Annotated in this window: 14 protein-coding genes; 11 read left to right on the forward strand and 3 right to left on the reverse strand. The window is 36.2% G+C overall.

The window, feature by feature from the left end:
- Positions 1–96: 96 nt before the first annotated feature.
- The 7 genes from GWI68_RS09415 (at position 97) to GWI68_RS09445 (ending at position 8,293) form a co-directional block, all read left to right on the forward strand.
- Positions 97–1,083: a LacI family DNA-binding transcriptional regulator gene (locus tag GWI68_RS09415; RefSeq protein WP_166540103.1), complete on the forward strand. Its 987-nt coding sequence runs from the start codon at positions 97–99 to the stop codon at positions 1,081–1,083.
- A gap of 30 nt (positions 1,084–1,113) precedes the next feature.
- Entirely contained in the window at positions 1,114–2,358 is a 1,245-nt protein-coding gene (locus GWI68_RS09420; RefSeq protein WP_227335886.1) for an extracellular solute-binding protein, read from the forward strand.
- Positions 2,359–2,450: 92 nt separating this feature from the next.
- The gene (locus GWI68_RS09425) at positions 2,451–3,332 is read left to right on the forward strand and encodes a sugar ABC transporter permease (RefSeq protein WP_166540104.1); all 882 of its coding nucleotides are present in this window, start codon (positions 2,451–2,453) and stop codon (positions 3,330–3,332) included.
- Positions 3,332–4,150: a carbohydrate ABC transporter permease gene (locus GWI68_RS09430; protein ID WP_166540105.1), complete on the forward strand. Its 819-nt coding sequence runs from the start codon at positions 3,332–3,334 to the stop codon at positions 4,148–4,150. Before GWI68_RS09425 ends, GWI68_RS09430 begins: the two co-directional genes overlap by 1 nt.
- Positions 4,151–4,152: 2 nt before the next feature.
- Complete coding sequence (locus tag GWI68_RS09435; RefSeq protein WP_208105152.1) at positions 4,153–4,665, forward strand: hypothetical protein; 513 nt, start codon at positions 4,153–4,155, stop codon at positions 4,663–4,665.
- Positions 4,666–4,699: 34 nt separating this feature from the next.
- Positions 4,700–6,862 carry a glycoside hydrolase family 3 N-terminal domain-containing protein gene (locus GWI68_RS09440; RefSeq protein ID WP_166540106.1) on the forward strand — a complete coding sequence of 721 codons (2,163 nt, stop codon included), beginning with the start codon at positions 4,700–4,702 and terminating at the stop codon, positions 6,860–6,862.
- A 693-nt stretch (positions 6,863–7,555) separates the two neighbouring features.
- Positions 7,556–8,293 (forward strand): ankyrin repeat domain-containing protein, encoded by a 738-nt coding sequence (locus GWI68_RS09445; protein ID WP_208105153.1) that lies wholly within the window; start codon positions 7,556–7,558, stop codon positions 8,291–8,293.
- Positions 8,294–8,443: 150 nt separating this feature from the next.
- Here the strand turns inward: GWI68_RS09445 and GWI68_RS09450 are convergent, their stop codons facing one another.
- The 3 genes from GWI68_RS09450 to GWI68_RS09460 all read right to left on the reverse strand — a co-directional run bounded on the left by GWI68_RS09450 (position 8,444) and on the right by GWI68_RS09460 (position 11,926).
- Complete coding sequence (locus GWI68_RS09450) at positions 8,444–8,737, reverse strand: helix-turn-helix transcriptional regulator (RefSeq protein WP_166540107.1); 294 nt, start codon at positions 8,735–8,737, stop codon at positions 8,444–8,446.
- A gap of 814 nt (positions 8,738–9,551) precedes the next feature.
- Positions 9,552–10,256: a hypothetical protein gene (locus GWI68_RS09455; protein WP_109410188.1), complete on the reverse strand. Its 705-nt coding sequence runs from the start codon at positions 10,254–10,256 to the stop codon at positions 9,552–9,554.
- A gap of 254 nt (positions 10,257–10,510) precedes the next feature.
- Positions 10,511–11,926 (reverse strand): FAD-dependent oxidoreductase, encoded by a 1,416-nt coding sequence (locus GWI68_RS09460; protein WP_109410189.1) that lies wholly within the window; start codon positions 11,924–11,926, stop codon positions 10,511–10,513.
- A 975-nt stretch (positions 11,927–12,901) separates the two neighbouring features.
- On the opposite strand from GWI68_RS09460, the gene GWI68_RS09465 reads away from it, so the two are divergent.
- The 4 genes from GWI68_RS09465 to GWI68_RS09480 all read left to right on the forward strand — a co-directional run.
- The gene (locus tag GWI68_RS09465) at positions 12,902–13,420 is read left to right on the forward strand and encodes an Hcp family type VI secretion system effector (RefSeq protein ID WP_036939804.1); all 519 of its coding nucleotides are present in this window, start codon (positions 12,902–12,904) and stop codon (positions 13,418–13,420) included.
- Between the two features lie 101 nt (positions 13,421–13,521).
- Positions 13,522–15,642 (forward strand): type VI secretion system tip protein TssI/VgrG, encoded by a 2,121-nt coding sequence (gene tssI / locus GWI68_RS09470; RefSeq protein ID WP_166540108.1) that lies wholly within the window; start codon positions 13,522–13,524, stop codon positions 15,640–15,642.
- A gap of 9 nt (positions 15,643–15,651) precedes the next feature.
- Entirely contained in the window at positions 15,652–16,656 is a 1,005-nt protein-coding gene (locus tag GWI68_RS09475; protein ID WP_166540109.1) for a DUF2169 domain-containing protein, read from the forward strand.
- A gap of 14 nt (positions 16,657–16,670) precedes the next feature.
- A partial coding sequence (locus GWI68_RS09480; protein ID WP_166540110.1) for a DUF6531 domain-containing protein occupies positions 16,671–20,327 on the forward strand: 3,657 nt, incomplete at its 3' end.

The raw sequence follows: 20,327 nt of genomic DNA on the forward strand, positions 1-20,327 counted from the left end.
CAAAGTAAAGCTTAGAATTTGGCTCTTGCTACTCATCGCAAGAGCCGACTAAGTGGTATATTTACGTATTGTGTGTTTATTTTTTGAGGGATGAAGATGAGTGTTACCATAAAAGATGTCGCTAAAAAAGCAAATGTTTCAATCTCTACAGTATCTTACGCTATAAATGGCAGCCCAAAAATTACTGAAAAAACACGCCTATATGTACTGAAAATAGCAAAAGAGATGAATTACATTGCCAATAGCAATGCCAAAATGCTTAAAACTAAACGTAGTGGTGCTATAGGCCTCTTTTTTAACTCTTGGTTTGGGCCTATCTACAGTGAATTAGTCCGAGGCATTCAAGAGCAAACACACAGTGAACAATATGATTTAGTTGCATGCAGTCTTTATGGTGGTGAACAATCAACCGCTCATAAATATTTACGTGAACGTATTGTTGATGGTGCCATTATTTTATCTAGCTCATTTGATAATGAATTTATAAAATCTATCGCATCTGAAAATTTGCCAGTAGTTGTATTAGATAGAGAATTAAAAAGCCCCCATATTTATAGCGTATTGATTGATAACTTTGGTGGTGCCTTCAAGGCTGTTAACGCATTAGTAAATGCAGGTGCAACAGAGATTACCTTTTTTAGTGGCCCTGAAGGTTCTTATGATAATCAAAAACGTTTAGACGGTTTTATTGCTGCACTAGGTTATAACCGTATACCTTTAAATCCTGGTCTTATTATTCATTCAAATTTTACCGAAGCAGATGCTTACCAAAAAATGAATGCATTAATTGAGGCAGGTAAAATGCCTTCTGCCATATTTTCTGCTAATGATGAAATGGCAATCGGTATTTTAAGGGCGGCGAAAGAACATAACATTCAAATTCCTGATCAATTAAAAATTGTAGGTTTTGATAATATTTATGCATCAAATATTTTAACACCTGCACTAACAACAATAGATCATCATAAATATGAAATGGGTGTTCTCTCAGCAAAGGTTTTATTAAAAGCAATTAGAGAAGAAAGCAATATTGATGAAGTCACTTTTCTTCCTACAGAATTAATAGAACGTGAAACGCTTTAATTTATTTTAATCTCATCAGGATCACAGTTTATGAAATTAGTTTGTTTAATTACGGCTGCACTATTCTCTTTTGCAACGGTTGCAGCAGAAAGATTAGAAATTATGGTTCCAAGTGGGAATTATGTTTCTTTTATTCGTAATACTGTTGTTCCTGAATTTAAAAAACAACATCCAAATGTTGAACTTGTTGTCTCTAATGATGAGCAACTTGATACACGAATGGCGGCGGGTGATAATCCCAATATTTATATTGGTGTTTATGGTTATCAGCCAGCCCATTTAGCCAAATTAGGAAAACTTGCCTATTTAGATAAATTTGATGGCTTCAATGAATTAATAAGTCGTATTGACAGTCATTTTTTACATCAAAATTTTGGTCGTACTTATTATATTCCTTGGAATGCGACCACTCAGATGATGATTTATAATAAAGCACTATTTATTGAGGCGGGATTAGATCCAAACTCCCCACCCGAAACGTGGGATGAATTTCTAATTGCAGCAGAAAAAATATCTTCTCTTCCTACCAGAAAAGACGGTAATAAGGTTTATGGTACCGTTTTTTGGAATGATGTATTGTCCTTTGGTAGCTGGTATTGGAACCTACTTGCACCTATTTATTACAACGTTAATCAGGGCAATTTTCAGTTACTCAATAAATACGGTACTGATGTTGTTTTTGATAAACCTGAAGCACATATGGCTGAATTTATTACCCTGATGCAACGAGCACAAAAATATGCGCCGCCAACAATGGAAAAGAGCTTTTTTTCTCGAAATATCGGTATGTGGTTGCAATTTGGTTTTGGATGGAAGGCATCATTAACTACAGCTGCAGGAAACCCCATGGTAATTGGTGATGATGTGGGTATTGCTCCTATTCCCGTCATGAAAAAAGGAGATATTCATTATTCAATCCTAGATGGTAGAGCAATTATGGTTTTTAAAAACACATCAGAGAAAGAAAATTTAAGCTGGGATTTAATTAATTTATTAATGCGTGATGATATTAATTTAAAAGCCAATATTGAATTAGGTCAGTTGCCAACGTTAAAAACATTAAAAGAACATGATTATTTTCAAAGTGATGAAGCAAAACCCTTTGTTAAACAACTTGATAATGCATTATTAAGTGAACCTCATGCTAAAGTTACTGATATTGCAGAAATTTTCTTATCAAACTATGCAAGAGTTGTATTAAAAAATGAATTAACACCAGAGCAAGCTGTTAATCAATCGGCCAAAACTGCACGTGAAATATTAAACGACAAATAGAGTATTCTATTTTTATCAAAAAAAAATTTAAACTATTACGATAATTTAAATAATACAATACTAATAACTTAGTGTTTTTCTAAGGAATCGACATGAAAAACAAGAATATTTTAGTGGGATATCTATTCCTATTTCCCTGGATAATCTATTTTGTTGTCTTTATTTTATATCCATTTTTCCTATCTTTTCAAAATAGCTTTCTCGATATTAATGTATTAACACCAGAAAACACCCAATTTGTTGGAATAAAAAACTGGGTAGAAGTTTCAACCGATGGCTTATTTTGGAAATCAATATTTAATGTTATTTTCAATCAAGTTATTTTTGTTTTTCTCACGTTTATTGTCGCAATGGGAATGGCACTACTTCTTCATGAAGTCACTCATTTCGGTGGTGTTTTTAGAACGATTATGTTTATTCCTGTTATTACATCTATCACAGTAGCAATGATAATTTTTAATTTTATTTCAAGTCCAACGGGGCCAGTTCAAAGCCTCATGCTCGATTGGAATATTATTAACGCACCTGTTTTTTGGAAATTTGATGAATGGCTTCCAATGCCAATGATTGCTGTTTTTAGTACATGGAAATGGTTTGGTATTCAAATGATTATTTTTCTTGGCGGTATTGCTAGTATCAATCGTTCTCTTTATGAGGCAGCAGATATTGACGGAGCATCATGGTTAAGAAAAATGTGGAGTATTACGTTACCTTTATTAAAACCCCAAATTATTTTTGTGATGACCATTAATATTATTAACGGAATGCAGATGTTTGTCGAAGTCTTAATGAATTTTGATTTATCTGGTGGGCCTTATAATTCTGCTTTAACACCAGTGCTGTATTTATATAAAACAGGATTCTCTGATGTAAAAATGGGAATGGCATCAACAATAGGATTATTGCTAGCAACAATTATCTATATTTTCACTATGTTACAATTAAAACTAACTCAAGATAAGGAGCATAGATAATGCGTTTTAGTAAAAGAAATCTTATTATTTATAGCTTACTTATCATAGCAAGCTTAGTTGTACTTTATCCATTCTTCTTTATGATTATGAATTCATTTAAATCAGGAAGTGAGATAATTAATACCCCTAATGCCTTACCTAGTAAGTTCTCTTTTGATGGCTATATTGAAGCATTTAGAAGTTTAAATTTAGGACGTATCTTTTTTAATACTTTATTTATCTCTCTGACTGTGACGGTATCTAATACGCTTCTTTCATCAATGGTTGCATACGCTATTATTAAAATGAATTTACCTGGAAAAGAGTTCTGGCTAAAGTTAATCCTCACATCAATGATGGTGCCTGCAATTCTGTTTACCATTCCGACGTATATGATGTTGTATTCTTGGGATTGGATTAATACATTTCAAGCACTTATAGTTCCTGGAATGATTAGTGCCTATAATATCTTTTTATTAGTTCAATTCTTAAAGCAAGTTGATAATGCCTATATTGAAGCTGCACGTATCGATGGTGCGGGCGAAATAACAATCTTTTTTAAAATAGTATTACCGATGATCCGCCCTGCTCTCGCCACTGTCGCTATTTTAACCTTTATGGGAGCCTGGAATGATTTTATGGGCCCTCTGCTTTATGTACGTGATGATTCATTAATGACGCTTCAACTTGCACTTTTTAAATTTGTCAATGATGTTCCGACTGAAAATCTTGAACAACTGTGGGCAATGACAACCATGATTGCTATTCCCGTTGTTTTCATCTTTTTCTTTCTACAACGTAATTTCATTAAAGCTTTTACCGGTATTGGAGTTAAATAATTATGAGTGGAAGAAATAGCATTATCATATTAATCGCGCTTATTTTTATTGCCTATTTTACCGGTTGGTACAGTGTTTATCAAAAATCTAAACTTTATTATCATTTTGCTGAGCAACAATATGAGAAAGGTAATTATGTTTTAGCATTGAAAGGTATTAATAAAATTGAGCTTTATCCTGAAGATGATTATTTTGGTGGTTATCAAAATGTCATTGAAGCATGGAAAAATGGATTATTCGTTTTTTATCCTGATTTTTATTATCAAGCGCTAGAACGAAGCCAATCTATATTACAAAAATCAAGCAATAAAGAACTAAAGGATTTTATTTATACCTATATTGAAATTGATATTCGTTATATTCCAGAAGCTGCAACATGTTTATTATCTCGCTATAAAAAAGATAATAATAAAGAGGGTGAACATGAAATGACTCAATTTTTAAATGATGCATTCCCAGCTTATAAATGGCAAGCATCACCATTATTAATAAATGGTTGCCAAATAACTGAATAGTTCATATTCACTTAATCATAAAATGGAAAAAGCGATGAACAACATTTATCGAGATCCCACACAGCCAATTTCTGTTCGTATTATTAATTTATTAAACCAAATGTCATTAATGGAAAAAGTTGGTCAACTTTGCATGAATCCAATGCTAGAGTTTAAACAACACCAAGATAAATATAATGACCTTATTCGTCAAGGGCGTTGCGGTTCACGTATATTAGCTGACACAGCATGGGCAGGTAACGCGCCAGCTGAAATTATAAACCCAATAGAATTAAATGAAATTCAGCGAATTGCAATCGAAGAAAGCCGCTTAGGTATTCCTATCATTTTTGCCCGTGATGTTATTTATGGACAGGCAACGGTATTGCCCATTCCTTTAGCTCAAGCTGCATCATGGGATCCTCTTTGTGTCTCTGAAGCTTATCGTTATATTGCACGTGAAGCATCATCCCTTGGTATCCACTGGACATTTGCTCCAATGCTTGATATTGCTCGTGATCCACGTTGGGGCCGTGTTATTGAAACATTTGGTGAAGATCCTTATTTAACCAGTCAATTTGCAAAAGCAGTAGTAACGGGTTTTCAAGGAGCCGACCTTAGTCAACCGGATTCACTATTAGCATGTGCCAAGCATTTCGTCGGTTATGCGGCGGTTGAAGGTGGACGTGATTACGATACAACCGAGCTTTCTGAAAATACCCTACATAATGTGCATTTACCACCTTTTGAAGCCGCGATTAAAGCTGGTGTAGGTTCTGTAATGACAGGTTTTTGTGATCTTGGTGGCACACCTGTCAGCGCATCAACTCCACTTATTCGCCATTGGTTAAAATCACAACAAAACTTTAATGGATTAGTTGTCAGTGACTGGGGTTCAATTTCCGATTTAGCCTATTTTGGTATTGCAACTGATGCAACTGATGCAGCCAAACAAGCCATTATTGCAGGTATTGATATGGCAATGACTAATGAAGCCTACGAAGGTCATCTTGAAAAATTAATTGAAGATCAAAAAATCGATATTTCATTAATTAATGATGCCGTTTATCGTGTTTTACATTCAAAATTTAGTTGTGGATTATTTGAAAATCCTTATGTAGATGAAAATAAACATTTGACTACATTACGTCATCCTGAACACGTTAAAAAAGCACAAGTTTTGGCTGAAAAATGCATCGTGATGCTTAAAAATAAACATAATATATTGCCTCTAAATTCAACCCATAAACAAACTATTGCTGTCATTGGCCCACATGCCCATTCTCAACGTCAGCATTTAGGATCCTGGTGTTTAGATGGAAACGCAAATGATGTAATTTCTATTTATCAAGGCATAAAAAGTATCGAAAATAACTGCAATGTGATAACGGATAATAGCGAATTTAGTGATGAGATGATCGAATGTGCTCATCGTGCCGATATTGTTGTACTTTGTGTAGGTGAAAGCCATCGACGTACAGGAGAAGCTCGTAACATTGCCCAATTGCAACTCCCTCCAGGACAAGAAGAACTTATTAATGCGATAGGAGAAATAGGCAAACCACTTATTATTGTGCAATGCACAGGGCGTCCTATTCCATCAAAAGCGATAGAACAATATGCCGATGCTTTATTAATGAGCTGGCAACTAGGAACAGAAACAGGAAACAGTATTGCAAATATTTTATTTGGTCATACTAATCCTAGTGGAAAATTACCTATTACTGTGCCTAGAACAACAGGACAAATTCCAATATATTATGGTCGTAAGCAGTTAGGTAAAATGCGTGCTTATCAAGAATATCAACCGTATAAAGACAGTAGTGATACGCCTCTTTATCCTTTTGGCTTTGGGTTAAGTTATTCACAATTTAGTTATAGTCAACCTCACATTAAACATGCAGAAGTGAGCCAAGATAAACCACAACAAATTACGATTACACTATCAAACACCAGTAAAATTGCAGGTGCAGAAATAGTACAATGTTATATACGTCAACATGTTGCTTCAACATCGCGGCCTTTACGTGAATTAAAAGGCTTTGAGCGCGTATGGCTTGAACCTGGTGAATCAAAAGAAGTAATATTTACACTTACCGCTAAAGAATTATCATTTTTCAATATAAATAAAGTTATGGCCATGGAGTCTTCAATAATTACGGTATATGTTGGCAATGATAGCAATACAAACAATAGTATTGATTTTAAATTAATTTAAATTTCAATATTTCATGACCTCATACAAGATTTAAATATGATGTTTACAATAAAAAGATCACTGTTATCAACGTGATCTTTTTTATTTATAGATATCTCTCAATACTATCTCCAACATCATGATTTATTTAAATTTAAGCTCAATTAACCCTTATTAAGGGTAAGTTATTTTTCTCACCATAAGATGTGATAGATTAAATTTATAGTACATTATTACAATGCTATAAGCGTTAACACTTGAATTTCTTTATTAAAAATAAAATCCCTTAACTTGAGTTATTTATCACTATTCAAGCCAATATGGTATTATTATTTTTATTACTAATAAGTAATTAGCATATATTACGATAAAAATAGTAACTTATTGTTACGTAAACCCTCTGTAAATATACATATTATTTAATATAGTATTTCCCGTAAAAATTTAGACACACATAATAAGTACTTTATAAAACAATCATCTAATGATGATTTTATAACATAACTTTATATTTATAATAGTAAAAATAAGTATAACCACATAAAATAAACATATATTAAAAAGTAAATATTTAGGTTTATTCTTACTGAAAACTCATATCTGTGAAATATCATTATTTACATTCTGTTTCAATTATCAACACTAATAAATATTAATTTTTAATAAACTAATTGTAGTAGATTTTATTAATTATTTAGATTGTAAGGTGTTTGAATGAATATAAAAATGTTTGTTATTTCATTATTATTGGTTTCTTTTGGCGCACAAGCATTGATTATTAATGAAAATAATCCACCAGAATATCAATCTTTTAAATCAAATTATTCTGATATGATTGAGTTGGCTAATAAATCACGCTTGCCACATCGTGTTTTCTATACTTCACCAAGTACAGGTAGAAATGCGCTATGGTTTGATGCTGTTAAACACGGTGATTTAAATGAAGTTAAAAAGATGCTTGCTAATGGTCAAGATATTGAAGCAAAAGATACAGGTAGCTTAGACCAAACAGCACTAGGTTGGGCCGCATTTATTGGTGATGAGGAAATGGTTGATTATCTTATTTCTCAAGGTGCTAATTTATGGGCTACAGATAAAGGCGATGTTTATAATGTCTTTAAGTCAGCTGTATTAGGAAACAACGTTAATGTAGTCAAAAAAATTCACGCCCTAATGAGAAGTGATATTGAAATTAATAATCAAAGAGTAGAAAGTGATGGTGAAACCTTTATTATGATTGCTGCAAGCAATAATCGCATTGATATTGTAAAATATCTTATTTCTCAAGGTGCAGATGTTAATCTTGTTACCACAACACAAGATACATCACTATTTTCTTATAATCATAGTGCATTAAGCTATGCTTGCCAAAATAATCTTAAAGATATGCAGAGGCTACTGATTAGAAACGGTGCTATAAATCATAGAACCGGTACAACGTCCTGCCATTAAATACATAAATGCCATCTCATAATAAGATGGCATTTATGCTATTATTTATTAAGTTTTAATGAAGTATAACTTTAATTAAAACAATTAAAAATACAGTTTAATATATTTATCTGAACTCAATGTTAATAAAGATATTATAATACTATTTCTTCAAACTACCTTTTTCTTTCTAAATATTACAATCTCACTAGGTTGTGTTATTGATTCTCTATCTTCAAAAATCATAAAATCTGTTTTTTTAGCCTCTAAAATTAAGCTTTGAGGTGTAACACCCAGTATAAAAGAAATAGTAATCAATTGATCTACCGTTATTTTTAAATGCCCATCTTCTAATTGAGAATAATGTAATATGCTTATTCCCAACCTTTCAGACATTTCATTCTCTGTTATTTTCAATTGTCTTCTTATCATTTTTATTCTATTTCCAACTTTGGTGTTAATCATCCCATTGTTCTCCTTCTTTTATTAGATGATCATATCGATAAAACACCGAATTACAGTTTAAAAACGATCAAATCATAAACTGAAAATACTTAACCATTTGTTATTGAACACTCGTAACAGTACTTACTTTCACGAACTCTGTTAATAAGGTTATTCCGATATTTTAAATTTAAAGTAATTTACATTTCTATATGTTATTTTAATCTACATCATATTTAGAGTAACGCAATAGTATTAAATATCGAATTCGTAATCGACATGTAACTCAATATGTTAGATAGTTTTTATCTATTTTTTTCTTAGAAAAAAGGGCTTTATTCTAAAATAAAAACATATGGATATAATCAATAATTTATAGATAGATGTTTATCATTAATATAGAAGCTATAATACATCATAAAGATATCTCTATGTTATTATTTTTGTAACAATTTCATACTATATTAAAAAATTATAACTCAACAAATAAATAATAATTTTTTCAAATAACAACAATTAAAAACTGAATTAAAAATATTATAAATTAGTACAAACCTATCTAATATTTTTATTTTCATTTTTTATATCTTTACATTTTATTATATTCTTTATTTAACAGCATGATAATATTAACTATTATTAGTTTTATATCACTATTAATAATATTAATTATTTTTATTTTAAAATAAAGAAAAACAAAATATGCAATAGCAAAAATATCTTTTATAAAACTAGAAAACTAGAAAACACACTATCATAAATAGTTTTTATTTAAATTAATATTAATTAATAACCCCCCCCCAACAATCTACTTTTAGATTATTGGGAGTGCTTATTATTTATTTTCTTCGAATTCTTTTTTATTAAGCAGATAATAATATAATTCATTACTCCAATAAGACAACCCTAGAGGCTCACCGCAACGAATATGATCGTAAGTTTCATCTAATCGAATATCAGAGAAAACATAAAGCTCATTCGCTTTAGGTTTTATTATGGCTGATTTTATTATCTTCGCTGCTTCTTCAATATTATCAGGTAACTCATCAATAACTTTCCCTATAGATAAACAGCGTTCAACCTCTTCATCGACAGCATCTCGTAAATTATCAGCACCTGAAATTAACATCATATCAATTTCAACAGTATCTAATATTAAATAAGGCAATTTGTTTTTTTCTAAGAAACAAATTGTTTCCTGAATATCTTCGACAATATGACTTTTTACATCAGAAAAGAGAACTTCAAGAATGGATAAAAATTTCTTTAATCGTTTATATCCGGGTTCAAAATGACTGGTTACTGCATATAAAGGAAGATCTTGCTCTTCATCAATTTCGCATTCATCTTCATCAAAATCATCACTTTCTAATCCAGAGAAGATCAAAGACTCACATCGTTTAGGATCACCAGACATCAGAATTCGATGTATTAGAGGAACAGAGTAAGCCCATTCAGATAATCCATAAACAATATCAGGTCGATCATTATGATTACTAGGTTGATTAGAAATACTATATAAGTAAGAACGGTTAGCCATATAAATATCCTTATTCTATTATTAATTAATAATCCTTTATATTGAAGCAACAATAGCAGTTGCTCTTATTTTTATCAACTTACATTTTATTTAGAATAAATAGATAGTTATTTATTTAAATATCTAACTTATAAAAAAACAATATTATTTCATAACCCAAATAATATTTTCAATTAATTAAAACAATAAGTTTAGTTATGATTAAGTATATACAAAAAAAGCCCTCTACTAGAGGGCTTTTTAAACTATATGGATTAGAATCTGTAAAGACTAAATGGTTTTGGATCTAAAACAGGTTTTTTACCAAGTAACAAATCAGCTGTTAATTCTGCTGATACTGGGCTTTCTGTCATACCCCAACCTGTCGCTGTATTAATCACTAAGCCTGGATATTCTTTAACTTCTGAGATAATTGGATTTTCATCTGGTGCGATAGCCATTGCACCACTCCATTGATCAATTAATTTCGATTCTTTAAAGGCTGGGAATTCTGCTTTTAATTTTTCTAATGAAGCATTTAGCTCAGGTAAATCTGGCAGTGCTGTCATATTTCTAAATTGCTCAAACGGAGAAACTTCATCTAAATTCCAATGTGTTGATTGCATAAATGAATTGATTAATTGTTCATTTAAAGAAATATGCACAGGGAAATCAGGTAGTGCTAATAATGGCAGATATTTATAACCATAAGTGAAGGATTCTTTCACTACTGGAGCCACAATAACACGAGGAGAAGTTGCGTAAGTACCATCCGCTTGTTCACGGAAGAAAATACCGCCCGGTAAAGCAACGTTGCCACCCGGTGCTGTTGGTGATCCACTAATTAACTGTTGAGACTGATAGGCAGGCAGTGTTGGCACATCAACATTGAGATTTTGCATAAATAGGCGTGACCAAACACCACCAGCCACAACAACTTGAGAAGTTTTAATTGCACCTTTCTCTGTTACAACGTCAGAAATCACACCCGCTTGTGTTTCTAAGCCACGAGCCGCACATTGAGTGTAAATTCTAACGCCCATTTTTTTAGCGTATTCAGCCATAACGAAGGTTGCTACTTCAGGATCGAAGCTACCAGAATCTTCTTCAAAGCCTGCAATTTTCCAATCTGTTGTTGCACCGCGAAGACGTTGATTTAATTCAGCCCCTTCAATAATTCTGGTTTTAAATGGAATATCTGAGCCAACATTCTTACTTCTTTCATCAATCCATTTTCTTACGTTTACTAAATCTTCTTCATCAAGAGGAACTTCTACACGGCCTTGTGTACGATAAGTGGTATCAACACCTACTTTTGCATTCATTTCACGCCAGCGATATTTACCTAAATGGTGTAATAAGAATGTTTCGTCAGGCATTTTATAGCTAATTGCTTGACCGTAGAATCTAGAAGATTGCTCACCCGCGATATTACCTTTTTCTACAATCACAACAGATAAACCACGTTCCACAAGATTAATGGCCGTCATAATACCGAGAATACCCGCACCAATAACAACAACATCCGCTTGTTTTGGTAAAGCCCCTTCCGTACCTTCAACAAAACCATGTCTTGGTGTACCCGGAACAAAGCGCCCTTCGCGAGTTAACATTGGTGTTAAAATTCCCGCACCAGCCGCTACAGCCACGACTGTTCCACCAATGATAAATTTTCTTCTAGATATCGCCATTTTACTCGTTCCTTTTACTCAATGAATTATTAGCATTAAAACAATAACGATATCTTATTTCATTTGTAAACTATTAGTAAAGTATTTGTAAACTTTTTCATCTGTTTTTTTCTTAAAAATCCGTACTATTTAATTTACTTATACAAAGAAGGGGATTAATTATCATTTTGTTTTTTATCGATTATTTAAGTCAATTAAGTAAGATTAGAGCATATCAAACTAGTTGTTTTCTTGGTTTTTTCATTAATATATAAAATTTTCCACTATTAAAGTGCTACAACCCACTTGTTAAACATCACGTTATTACACATTCAAATTACAAATAAATAAGTTGAATTAAATAAATTGATTAACAAATAATCCACAAAATTACTAATGTTACTAAGATAATAAGTTGGGTATATAAAAAGGAGATAATGATAAGAAATATAACAATGGGCTGGTTATTTGATAGTGATTCAGAAGAAAATAAGGAGGTAGTTGAAATGACCATACTTAAGATTATATTTATCTCTTTGTATAACCAAATTTTAAGTGTTCATTTTTAAACCAATAACAAGATAAGTCTTTTTTTGATTATTTTTGTAAAATAGACCTTAATTTTTCCTTATAAATCAACGCTGTTACAATTTGAAACAAAATACACATTTTGTTACATATTAAAAATCCATGTACATTAGAACGAACTGGCTTTAGCGAGATTTCGGACATTTACGAAAGTAAATTGTATAAGTAAATACGCTTATTATAAGAAACGAAAGCAGTAAATATCGTGTGAACAATTATTTTACGCTAAGTCACTTATCCTACGAGGATACAATGCCCTTTCTCTCTGCCCCTTTCTTTACTTCCTTCCAAAATTACTTAAGCTACTCTTATCAAATCGCTGTGCGCACTGGCTGATTTTTATCGAAAGGACATCAACAAAATAATTTTGTTGAGAAACGATTACTCACTGTAAATTAAGGACTTGCCATGCCAACTCCATGCTATATCTCTATCGAAGGGAAAACCCAAGGTAACATCACTGCGGGTGCATTTACCGCAGAATCCGTCGGTAATATTTATGTTCAAGGCCACGAAGATGAAATGCTGGTGCAAGCATTCTCTCACGTAGTCACTGTGCCGACTGATCCACAATCGGGTCAGCCTTCAGGTCAACGTGCCCATAAACCATTCCGTTTTACTGTGGCATTAAACAAAGCCGTTCCCCTGCTGTATAACGCATTAGCCTCAGGCGAAATGCTGCCGAAAACCACCTTAAAATGGTATCGCACTTCGGTTGAAGGGAAACAAGAGCATTTCTTCACCACCACATTAACCGATGCGACTATCGTCAACATCGATTGCCAAATGCCACACTGCCAAGATCCAGCCAAATCAGACTTCACACAACTGATCGAAGTGTCTCTTTCTTATCGCAAAATTGATTGGGAACACACCGTTGCAGGCACGTCTGGCTCTGACGACTGGCGCGCCCCTCTCGAAGGTTAATCCTTCTTTTCACCTGCACGCCAAGGTGTGTGGGTGTTTCTTTGTATTTTCTTAATGGATAAAACAAGCGGTAGCTTGCTCAGTGGATATTGGAGCGAATGATGTTTGCGAAAGATAAAAAAAATAATCTCACCTCTCAGCTTGGTGGATTAAAAAAGAAGGCGCTCGATAAAGCGCAGGATCTAGCGATTGCTAAAGCAACATCGACACTTTCGGCCTCTACTCAGCAAGCCCTCGCTACAGCTCAAACGGCACAACAAGGACTTTCTCAAGCCTCATCAATGGCCTCTCAAGCCTCATCGCTTATTCCCGGTGGCGGTTTTGCCGGTGGAATAAATAACGACGATGTACCGGGGCTTACCTTCTCTGAAGGGTTGGCTAAAAATAAAGCCTATGCACAACTGTTAGATTCGCTATTAGGCGCGGTATCGCCTTCTGGTTTGGTTTTCACCTGCCAAATTGCTGGCTTGCCTGAAAGTACCTTTCAAGTCACTGAATTTAATTTAAACGAAGGGTTATCACGTTTATTTTCGCTGTCCATTAGCGCAGTCACCACTTTACCTTTTATCGATTTTCAATCGCTATTGGGTGTGGCGTCCTCATTAACCGTAAAGCGTAATGGCAAAGAAATCCGTACTGTACGCGGGATCTTAGCCGGTGCCGTACAAGGCAATACAGACGGTGTAAAAACGTGGTATCACTTCGATATTCGCCCTGAAATGTGGGTCATGACCCTAAATCAAGACAGCCGTATTTTCCAGCATAAAAAAGTGCCTGAGATTTTAAAAACGCTGTTGGAAGAAGCCCATATCAAAGCAGACAGCAAATTTTACCGTGATGATTTACACCAAAAACGCCCTTATACCACGCAAAAACGGGAATCTGCCTATGCGTTTTGGTGCCGTTTAGCCTTTGAAGAAGGAATTAATTTTTGGTTTGAAGAGAACCAACTGTTTTATAGCGATGAACATATGGGCATGACGGCAGGCATTCACCTGACCTATAACCCGCAAGCTGAAAGTGATATTACAGATAGCACGGCGACCACATGGCAATACGGCGAATATCTCTGTGTGGATGAAACCATTCAAAAAGACAATAACTTTATCCGCCCTTCTTACCCATTAGCGCATCAAGCCAAATTAGAAAAAGGCGGCCAACATAGTGTGTTCGAAAGCTATGGACGCTTTCAAGAAGATGCACAAGGTGCCCCTTTCACTGCCATTCGTTTTGAACAACTGCGCAACGGCAGTCGAGTTGGACGCGCCAGCACCAACTGTTTTGCCTTAATGCCGGGCAAGATTTTCTCGCTGAGCAATCACCCTAGTTTAATGATGAATGATAACTGGCAAGTTATTCAGGTTTCGCATCATGGCGTCCAACCCTTGGCAGATAACAGCGGTGGCGAAGGTACACAGCTTTCTAATAGCGTCGAATTTATTCCCGGCACACAAGAATGGCGACCGCCACATCATTACAAACCGACGGCGGATGGCGATGAAGTTGCCACGGTAGTAGGCCCTCCCGGTGAAGAAATTTACGTCAACGAAGTGGGTGCCGTAAAAGTCTATTTTCATTGGGATCGCTATGGCAAGCCCGATCACAGTGCCTCGTGCTGGGTGCGTGTAGCGATGGGTTGGAATGGCAATGGCTATGGTTTTTCTGCTGTACCGCGTATCGGGCAAGAGGTGATTGTCTCTTATCTTAATGGCGATATTGATAGACCGATTATTACAGGGTGCACCTATAACGGTCGCAACGCACCCCCGCTGAAATTCCCTGAAAATATGACCCGCACAACAATCAAAACCAAAACCCATAAAGGCGATGGTTTTAACGAACTGCGCTTTGAAGACGCGGGGGGTAAGCAGGAGATTTTTATTCATGCACAGAAGGATATGAATACGGTGGTACTCAACAATCGCACCACGCATGTACTCAATAGCCACGCTGAGATCATCGATAAAAATCAAGAGATGCAGGTAAAAGGTAATCGCACTGAAACTATCAATGAAAATAACACCGAAACCGTCGGTCAACATAAAAAAATCAGTGTGGGTAATACGTTAGCCATTGATGCAGGTGATGCCCTTGAACTGCGTTGCGGTGCCAGCGTGTTAAGAATGGATAGTGCAGGCCATATCACCATTAATGGGACAGAATTTAGTTTTGAAGCCTCAGGTCCGGTGCAGATCACGGGCAAAGATGTCGATATCAACTAGGGGTTTGGAATGCTAGCACACGTTATTAACCAGACTCCTTTCCCTCATTTTTCCTTTGAAAAACTAGGGTATAAAGATGAGCATTGGCAAACTATTGCGATAAAAGTCACTTGTGATTTTGATCCTCTCACGGGTATGTGTGACATTGCTGATGAGCAAAAACCGCTCATTATGGCGGATGTTTACCGCACAACGCCTGAAAATAGCAGTTTATTGCACGAAACAGATCTTGTGTCTTATAAACCCAATTCTGAAATTTATCTTGTGGGTACCGCTCGAACATTAGATGAAACGCCTTTAGCTCAGTGGGAAACCGAGCTCTCAATAGGTCAAATACACAAGAAGTTGACTATCAGTGGCCCTCGTTATTGGGAACATCACCATGATTGGCAATTAAGCTCTCCACAGCCCATTTCTGCCTTACCGCTTATTTATGAAAATACTTATGGTGGCAAGAATAGCCTTCTAGAAGCTTATGAGAAAAACCCTGTTGGTTTAGGTTGGTATGAAAGTCGCTATCTTGATAAAGCGCTTCAATACCCAGCGCCTCAAATTCACTATCCCTTTTCAGAGCAAGTATTTCAGCTGAATAAACCGTGGGAGGTTGCAGGCTATGGGCAATATAGTCGTTGGTGGCAACAACGATCACCATTTGCGGGTACCTATAAAGACAAATGGCTCAATCACATAAAACCTTATTATCCTGATGATTTTAAGTCTGATTTCTTTATGAGTACGCCCGTTGACCAACATCAACAAGGCTTTTTTGTGGGCAATGAACGCCTCTCACTGAGTGGCTTCTTTGCACAAACGCCTCGTGTAGATCTTGCTTTGCCTAATATTGGTTTTGTCGCCATTCCCCATTTGTCTCATTCAAAAACGCCCTATGAGTTATTAGCGCTAGACACAATATGTGTGTCGCTTGATGAACAAAAGCTCTACCTCACATGGCGTTATCGCCAATTGATCTCGACGATGGAAAGCACACTGCAACTTCAGGCTTATAAGTTGTAATAAGGATATTACTCATGACAAAAAAAATCGTCGGGAATAAAAATGCCGATTACTGCGTTATCGCCACTGGACCTGATGTTTGCCAAGTCGGCAATGTTGTTGTTCCTTTTGACAGTTTTCAGCAACTCAGTGCAGAAGAAACCTATGTTTCCACGGTACGCGTGAATGGTGTACCGACATTAACAGTGGGAAGTGTAATTAAAGGAACACAAGGAAATACGGGGTCTGGCATTATTTCTGGCACCAGTTTAGGACGTGGGAACTGCGTTATTACTAGTGGCTCGCCAACCGTGCGTTTTTGTGGCCAATCGGCGGCTTTTCATGGCTCTGACGTCATGATGAACAACAATAATGTACCAGGTCGCCTCTATTCTGAAGAAAAAGCGCTACAAAAAGCCAATGAAGCTACCGAGATTTCTGCTGAAGCACCGCCTGAAAAAAAACGTCCAGAGCAGATGTCCTATCAAGAACTGAAGCGCTTGATGGATGATACATACCATGAAGCGGAATTAATTGGCGGAGAAAATTTACCTGATACCACCATAGGCGCAGGAAAAGGCTTTTTAAATGGTTTAATTAGTTTGGCTGAAACCGTTGCCAAAGCCAATGCCGTCAGTGCCTCCTATCAAATGGAATCGCAAGCCTATGGTCCAGCAACATGGTTTATGTCAGAAGAAGGAAAACAACAATACGCAGAGACAATGACGTCACTTGCTCATGAAATGCGCAAAGAGGAAAACTTACCCCAATTTGAACGGCTAAAATACGACAACCAAGCACAAGAATCAGGTGCCTTAATAGAAGAAGTGGGTGAATACGTTTTTCTCACCAAAGCGGCAGCTGGCTTACTACAAAATGGCATTAAAGCATTACCTCGACTCATTCGAAAAGATCCACCTCCGCCGAAAGACGTCACGGTAATAACAAAACCGCAAGGCGAAAACAGTGCCAATATAAAACCCAATAAATCCTGCAACAATAAAGCGGTCTGTGAATCCGATCCTGTGAACGTTGCCACAGGTGATTTTATTCAAGTTTGGGATGTGCTCTCCCTTTCAGGGCTTTTACCCATTTCATTACAACGAACCTATCGTTCCACAGGCTCCGCCTCTGGATTATTTGGTCCCAAATGGACAGATAACTGGTCGATATTCTTAGAAATTCAATCAGAGAATATTATTTATCACAATGAGGAAGGGGCACAAATCACCTATCCTTATACGGATAATCACCTCAATATCCGTAATGCTTATTATCCCCATGTTCTGCTCTCTGGTGAGATAGAAGCTAACATTGGCTTATTCGATAATCGCACCCAGTTGACGCATCATTTCAACCATATCGATGGATCTTATCGACGTCTCTCTGCCATTACAGATAATAATCATCAACGCATTGATTTTATTTACAACGAACAACACCAATTAATCTCTGTATCGCGTAATGGTATTACTGCGCTTTATTTGAATTACCATTCTCATCAATTAAGCCATATCACCTTAGCGAATAAGGTTATCTCTCAGCCTTTGGTGACATGTCAGTATGATAAACAAGGTTATTTAAGTGAATGTAATGCCTACCAGCAAAATCACTTATGGCATGAATACACGGCTGAAGGTTTTATGTCTCGTTGGCATGATACAGACCAAACGGATTATTACCTTGAATATGACAAATACGGCAGAGCGATAAAAAATAGCTCACCCTCCGGTTATTGGTGTGGTGGTTTTATTTATGATGATGTTCATAAGATGACCACCTATTTCAACAATGAGGGTGAGCAAGCTTACTATTATTATAATGATGCTGGTCTCGTTACACATGCGATTGATGCATTAGGGCGTGAAACCAAAACACAGTGGCATAATAATCAAAAAATAAGTGAAACCAATGCATTAGGGCAAACGACTTCTTATCTCTATCATTATGATGGCAATATTGCACAAATTACCTTTCCTGATGAGCGATCCATTGAGTATCAATATAATACTCAAGGTCAGTTGATAGAATATGTCTCCCCCTTTGGCGATAAATGGCAACTGACCTACGACGACAAAGGTAATTTAACCGCAGTTACCGATCCACAAGGTCGCCAACAAGCCTATGAATATAGCCAACATGGTGAACTACTTAAAGCTATTCAGCCAAATGGTGCACAGTGGCACTATGAATATAACCAAGCTAATCAATTAATAAAAAGCACCAATCCTTATCAACATAGCTCGGAATACCAAAGCGATGAGCTAGGTCGCTTACTGCAAGTCACTAATGCACTAAACCACACCACTCGCTATCAATACAGTAAAGAGCATGATGGTGTTAACGGCAGTCTCAGCGATATTTTATTGCCTGATGATATCCATCAACATATTGAATATGACAGTGAACGCCGTGTTGTTGCTGTCACTGATGGCGAAGGTAAAACCACGCGCTATCGCTATGGCCCCTTTGATTTATTACTCGCCACCATACGCCCTGATGGGACAGAAATTCGCTTTGAATATGACTCACTCACTCGACTCAAAAACGTCATCAACGCTACCGGTGATGTCTATTCTTATGAGCGTGATAAAGCGGGTCAAATTATTCGTGAAGTGGATTTTGCAGGACGTGAAATTCAATATCGCTATGACCGCTTAGGGCGACGTATTGCGACTCGTTACCCTGATAATCATGAGCTCCGTTATCATTATGATGAGACAGGGTTAGTCACCGAACAAAGCATTTGGCTTGCCAATGATATTGAGCATAAATGCCTTTCTACAACCATTTATCAATACAATGAACGTTTGCAACTTATTCGTGCTACCAATCCTGATTCGGTGGTGGAATTTGAGTATAACGACCAAGGGCATTTGTGTTGTGAGCGCATTAATGGACAAGAAATTAAGCACCAATGGGATGAGGAGCACGATATGCTCACCCAAACCCGCTTTGGTGAGCGTGAACTCCATTATGCTTTCGGTCAACTTCATGAACTGACCTCACTGCAAGTCAATCAACATGCGCCCTTGCAGTTTAGCTACAACGCACTGGGGCAAGAATTTTTACGCCAAAGCCAAGCGGGTTTTGCTAACTCGAGCCATTACACCGCCACTGGGTTATTGGCGCACCAACGTGCAGGACGAGGAACGGAGTCCTTTTTACAGTCATTACACGATAATCCGCTTCAACCACCGATGTCGACCGATGTTCATCGAGGTTATCAATACGATAAAGCCTTTAATCTGGTCAACATTGATGATGCCCGCTGGAACCGCACACAATATCGCTATAACGCCAACGACCAAATTGTTGAAACGCAATATAGCAACCAGTTTGAATGCCAAAGTGAGAAGTTTCAGTACGATAACAACCTGAATATCACCGAGCATCAGTTTATTCCTCCTGATGCACAAGGTGCCTTTTTACAACTGGCACAACAGCAACAAAAAGGCCGTGTCACTCGCCGTATCACCGCGAAAGGCTACCAAGATTATCACTATGATATTAATGGTCGATTAACGCAAAAAGTGGTTCATCAACACGGTTTTCGGGCGAAAACCTGGTATTACCAATGGAATACCCTTAACCAACTTATCGCCTGTTTTAATCCTGAGGGGGAATGTTGGCGTTATACTTACGATGCTTTTGGCAGAAGGCTTAGTAAAAGTAAAGTGGTCGATAATCGC

The organism is Proteus sp. G2669, from assembly GCF_009915245.1.
In the GTDB taxonomy this organism is placed as follows: domain Bacteria; phylum Pseudomonadota; class Gammaproteobacteria; order Enterobacterales; family Enterobacteriaceae; genus Proteus.

Coding starts and splice junctions, on each gene's coding strand:
- GWI68_RS09415 (WP_166540103.1), top strand. CDS start 97: ATGAGTGTTACCATAAAAGATGTCGCTAAAAAAGCAAATGTTTCAATC.
- GWI68_RS09420 (WP_227335886.1), top strand. CDS start 1,114: ATGAAATTAGTTTGTTTAATTACGGCTGCACTATTCTCTTTTGCAACG.
- GWI68_RS09425 (WP_166540104.1), top strand. CDS start 2,451: ATGAAAAACAAGAATATTTTAGTGGGATATCTATTCCTATTTCCCTGG.
- GWI68_RS09430 (WP_166540105.1), top strand. CDS start 3,332: ATGCGTTTTAGTAAAAGAAATCTTATTATTTATAGCTTACTTATCATA.
- GWI68_RS09435 (WP_208105152.1), top strand. CDS start 4,153: ATGAGTGGAAGAAATAGCATTATCATATTAATCGCGCTTATTTTTATT.
- GWI68_RS09440 (WP_166540106.1), top strand. CDS start 4,700: ATGAACAACATTTATCGAGATCCCACACAGCCAATTTCTGTTCGTATT.
- GWI68_RS09445 (WP_208105153.1), top strand. CDS start 7,556: ATGAATATAAAAATGTTTGTTATTTCATTATTATTGGTTTCTTTTGGC.
- GWI68_RS09450 (WP_166540107.1), bottom strand. CDS start 8,737: ATGATTAACACCAAAGTTGGAAATAGAATAAAAATGATAAGAAGACAA.
- GWI68_RS09455 (WP_109410188.1), bottom strand. CDS start 10,256: ATGGCTAACCGTTCTTACTTATATAGTATTTCTAATCAACCTAGTAAT.
- GWI68_RS09460 (WP_109410189.1), bottom strand. CDS start 11,926: ATGGCGATATCTAGAAGAAAATTTATCATTGGTGGAACAGTCGTGGCT.
- GWI68_RS09465 (WP_036939804.1), top strand. CDS start 12,902: ATGCCAACTCCATGCTATATCTCTATCGAAGGGAAAACCCAAGGTAAC.
- tssI (WP_166540108.1), top strand. CDS start 13,522: ATGTTTGCGAAAGATAAAAAAAATAATCTCACCTCTCAGCTTGGTGGA.
- GWI68_RS09475 (WP_166540109.1), top strand. CDS start 15,652: ATGCTAGCACACGTTATTAACCAGACTCCTTTCCCTCATTTTTCCTTT.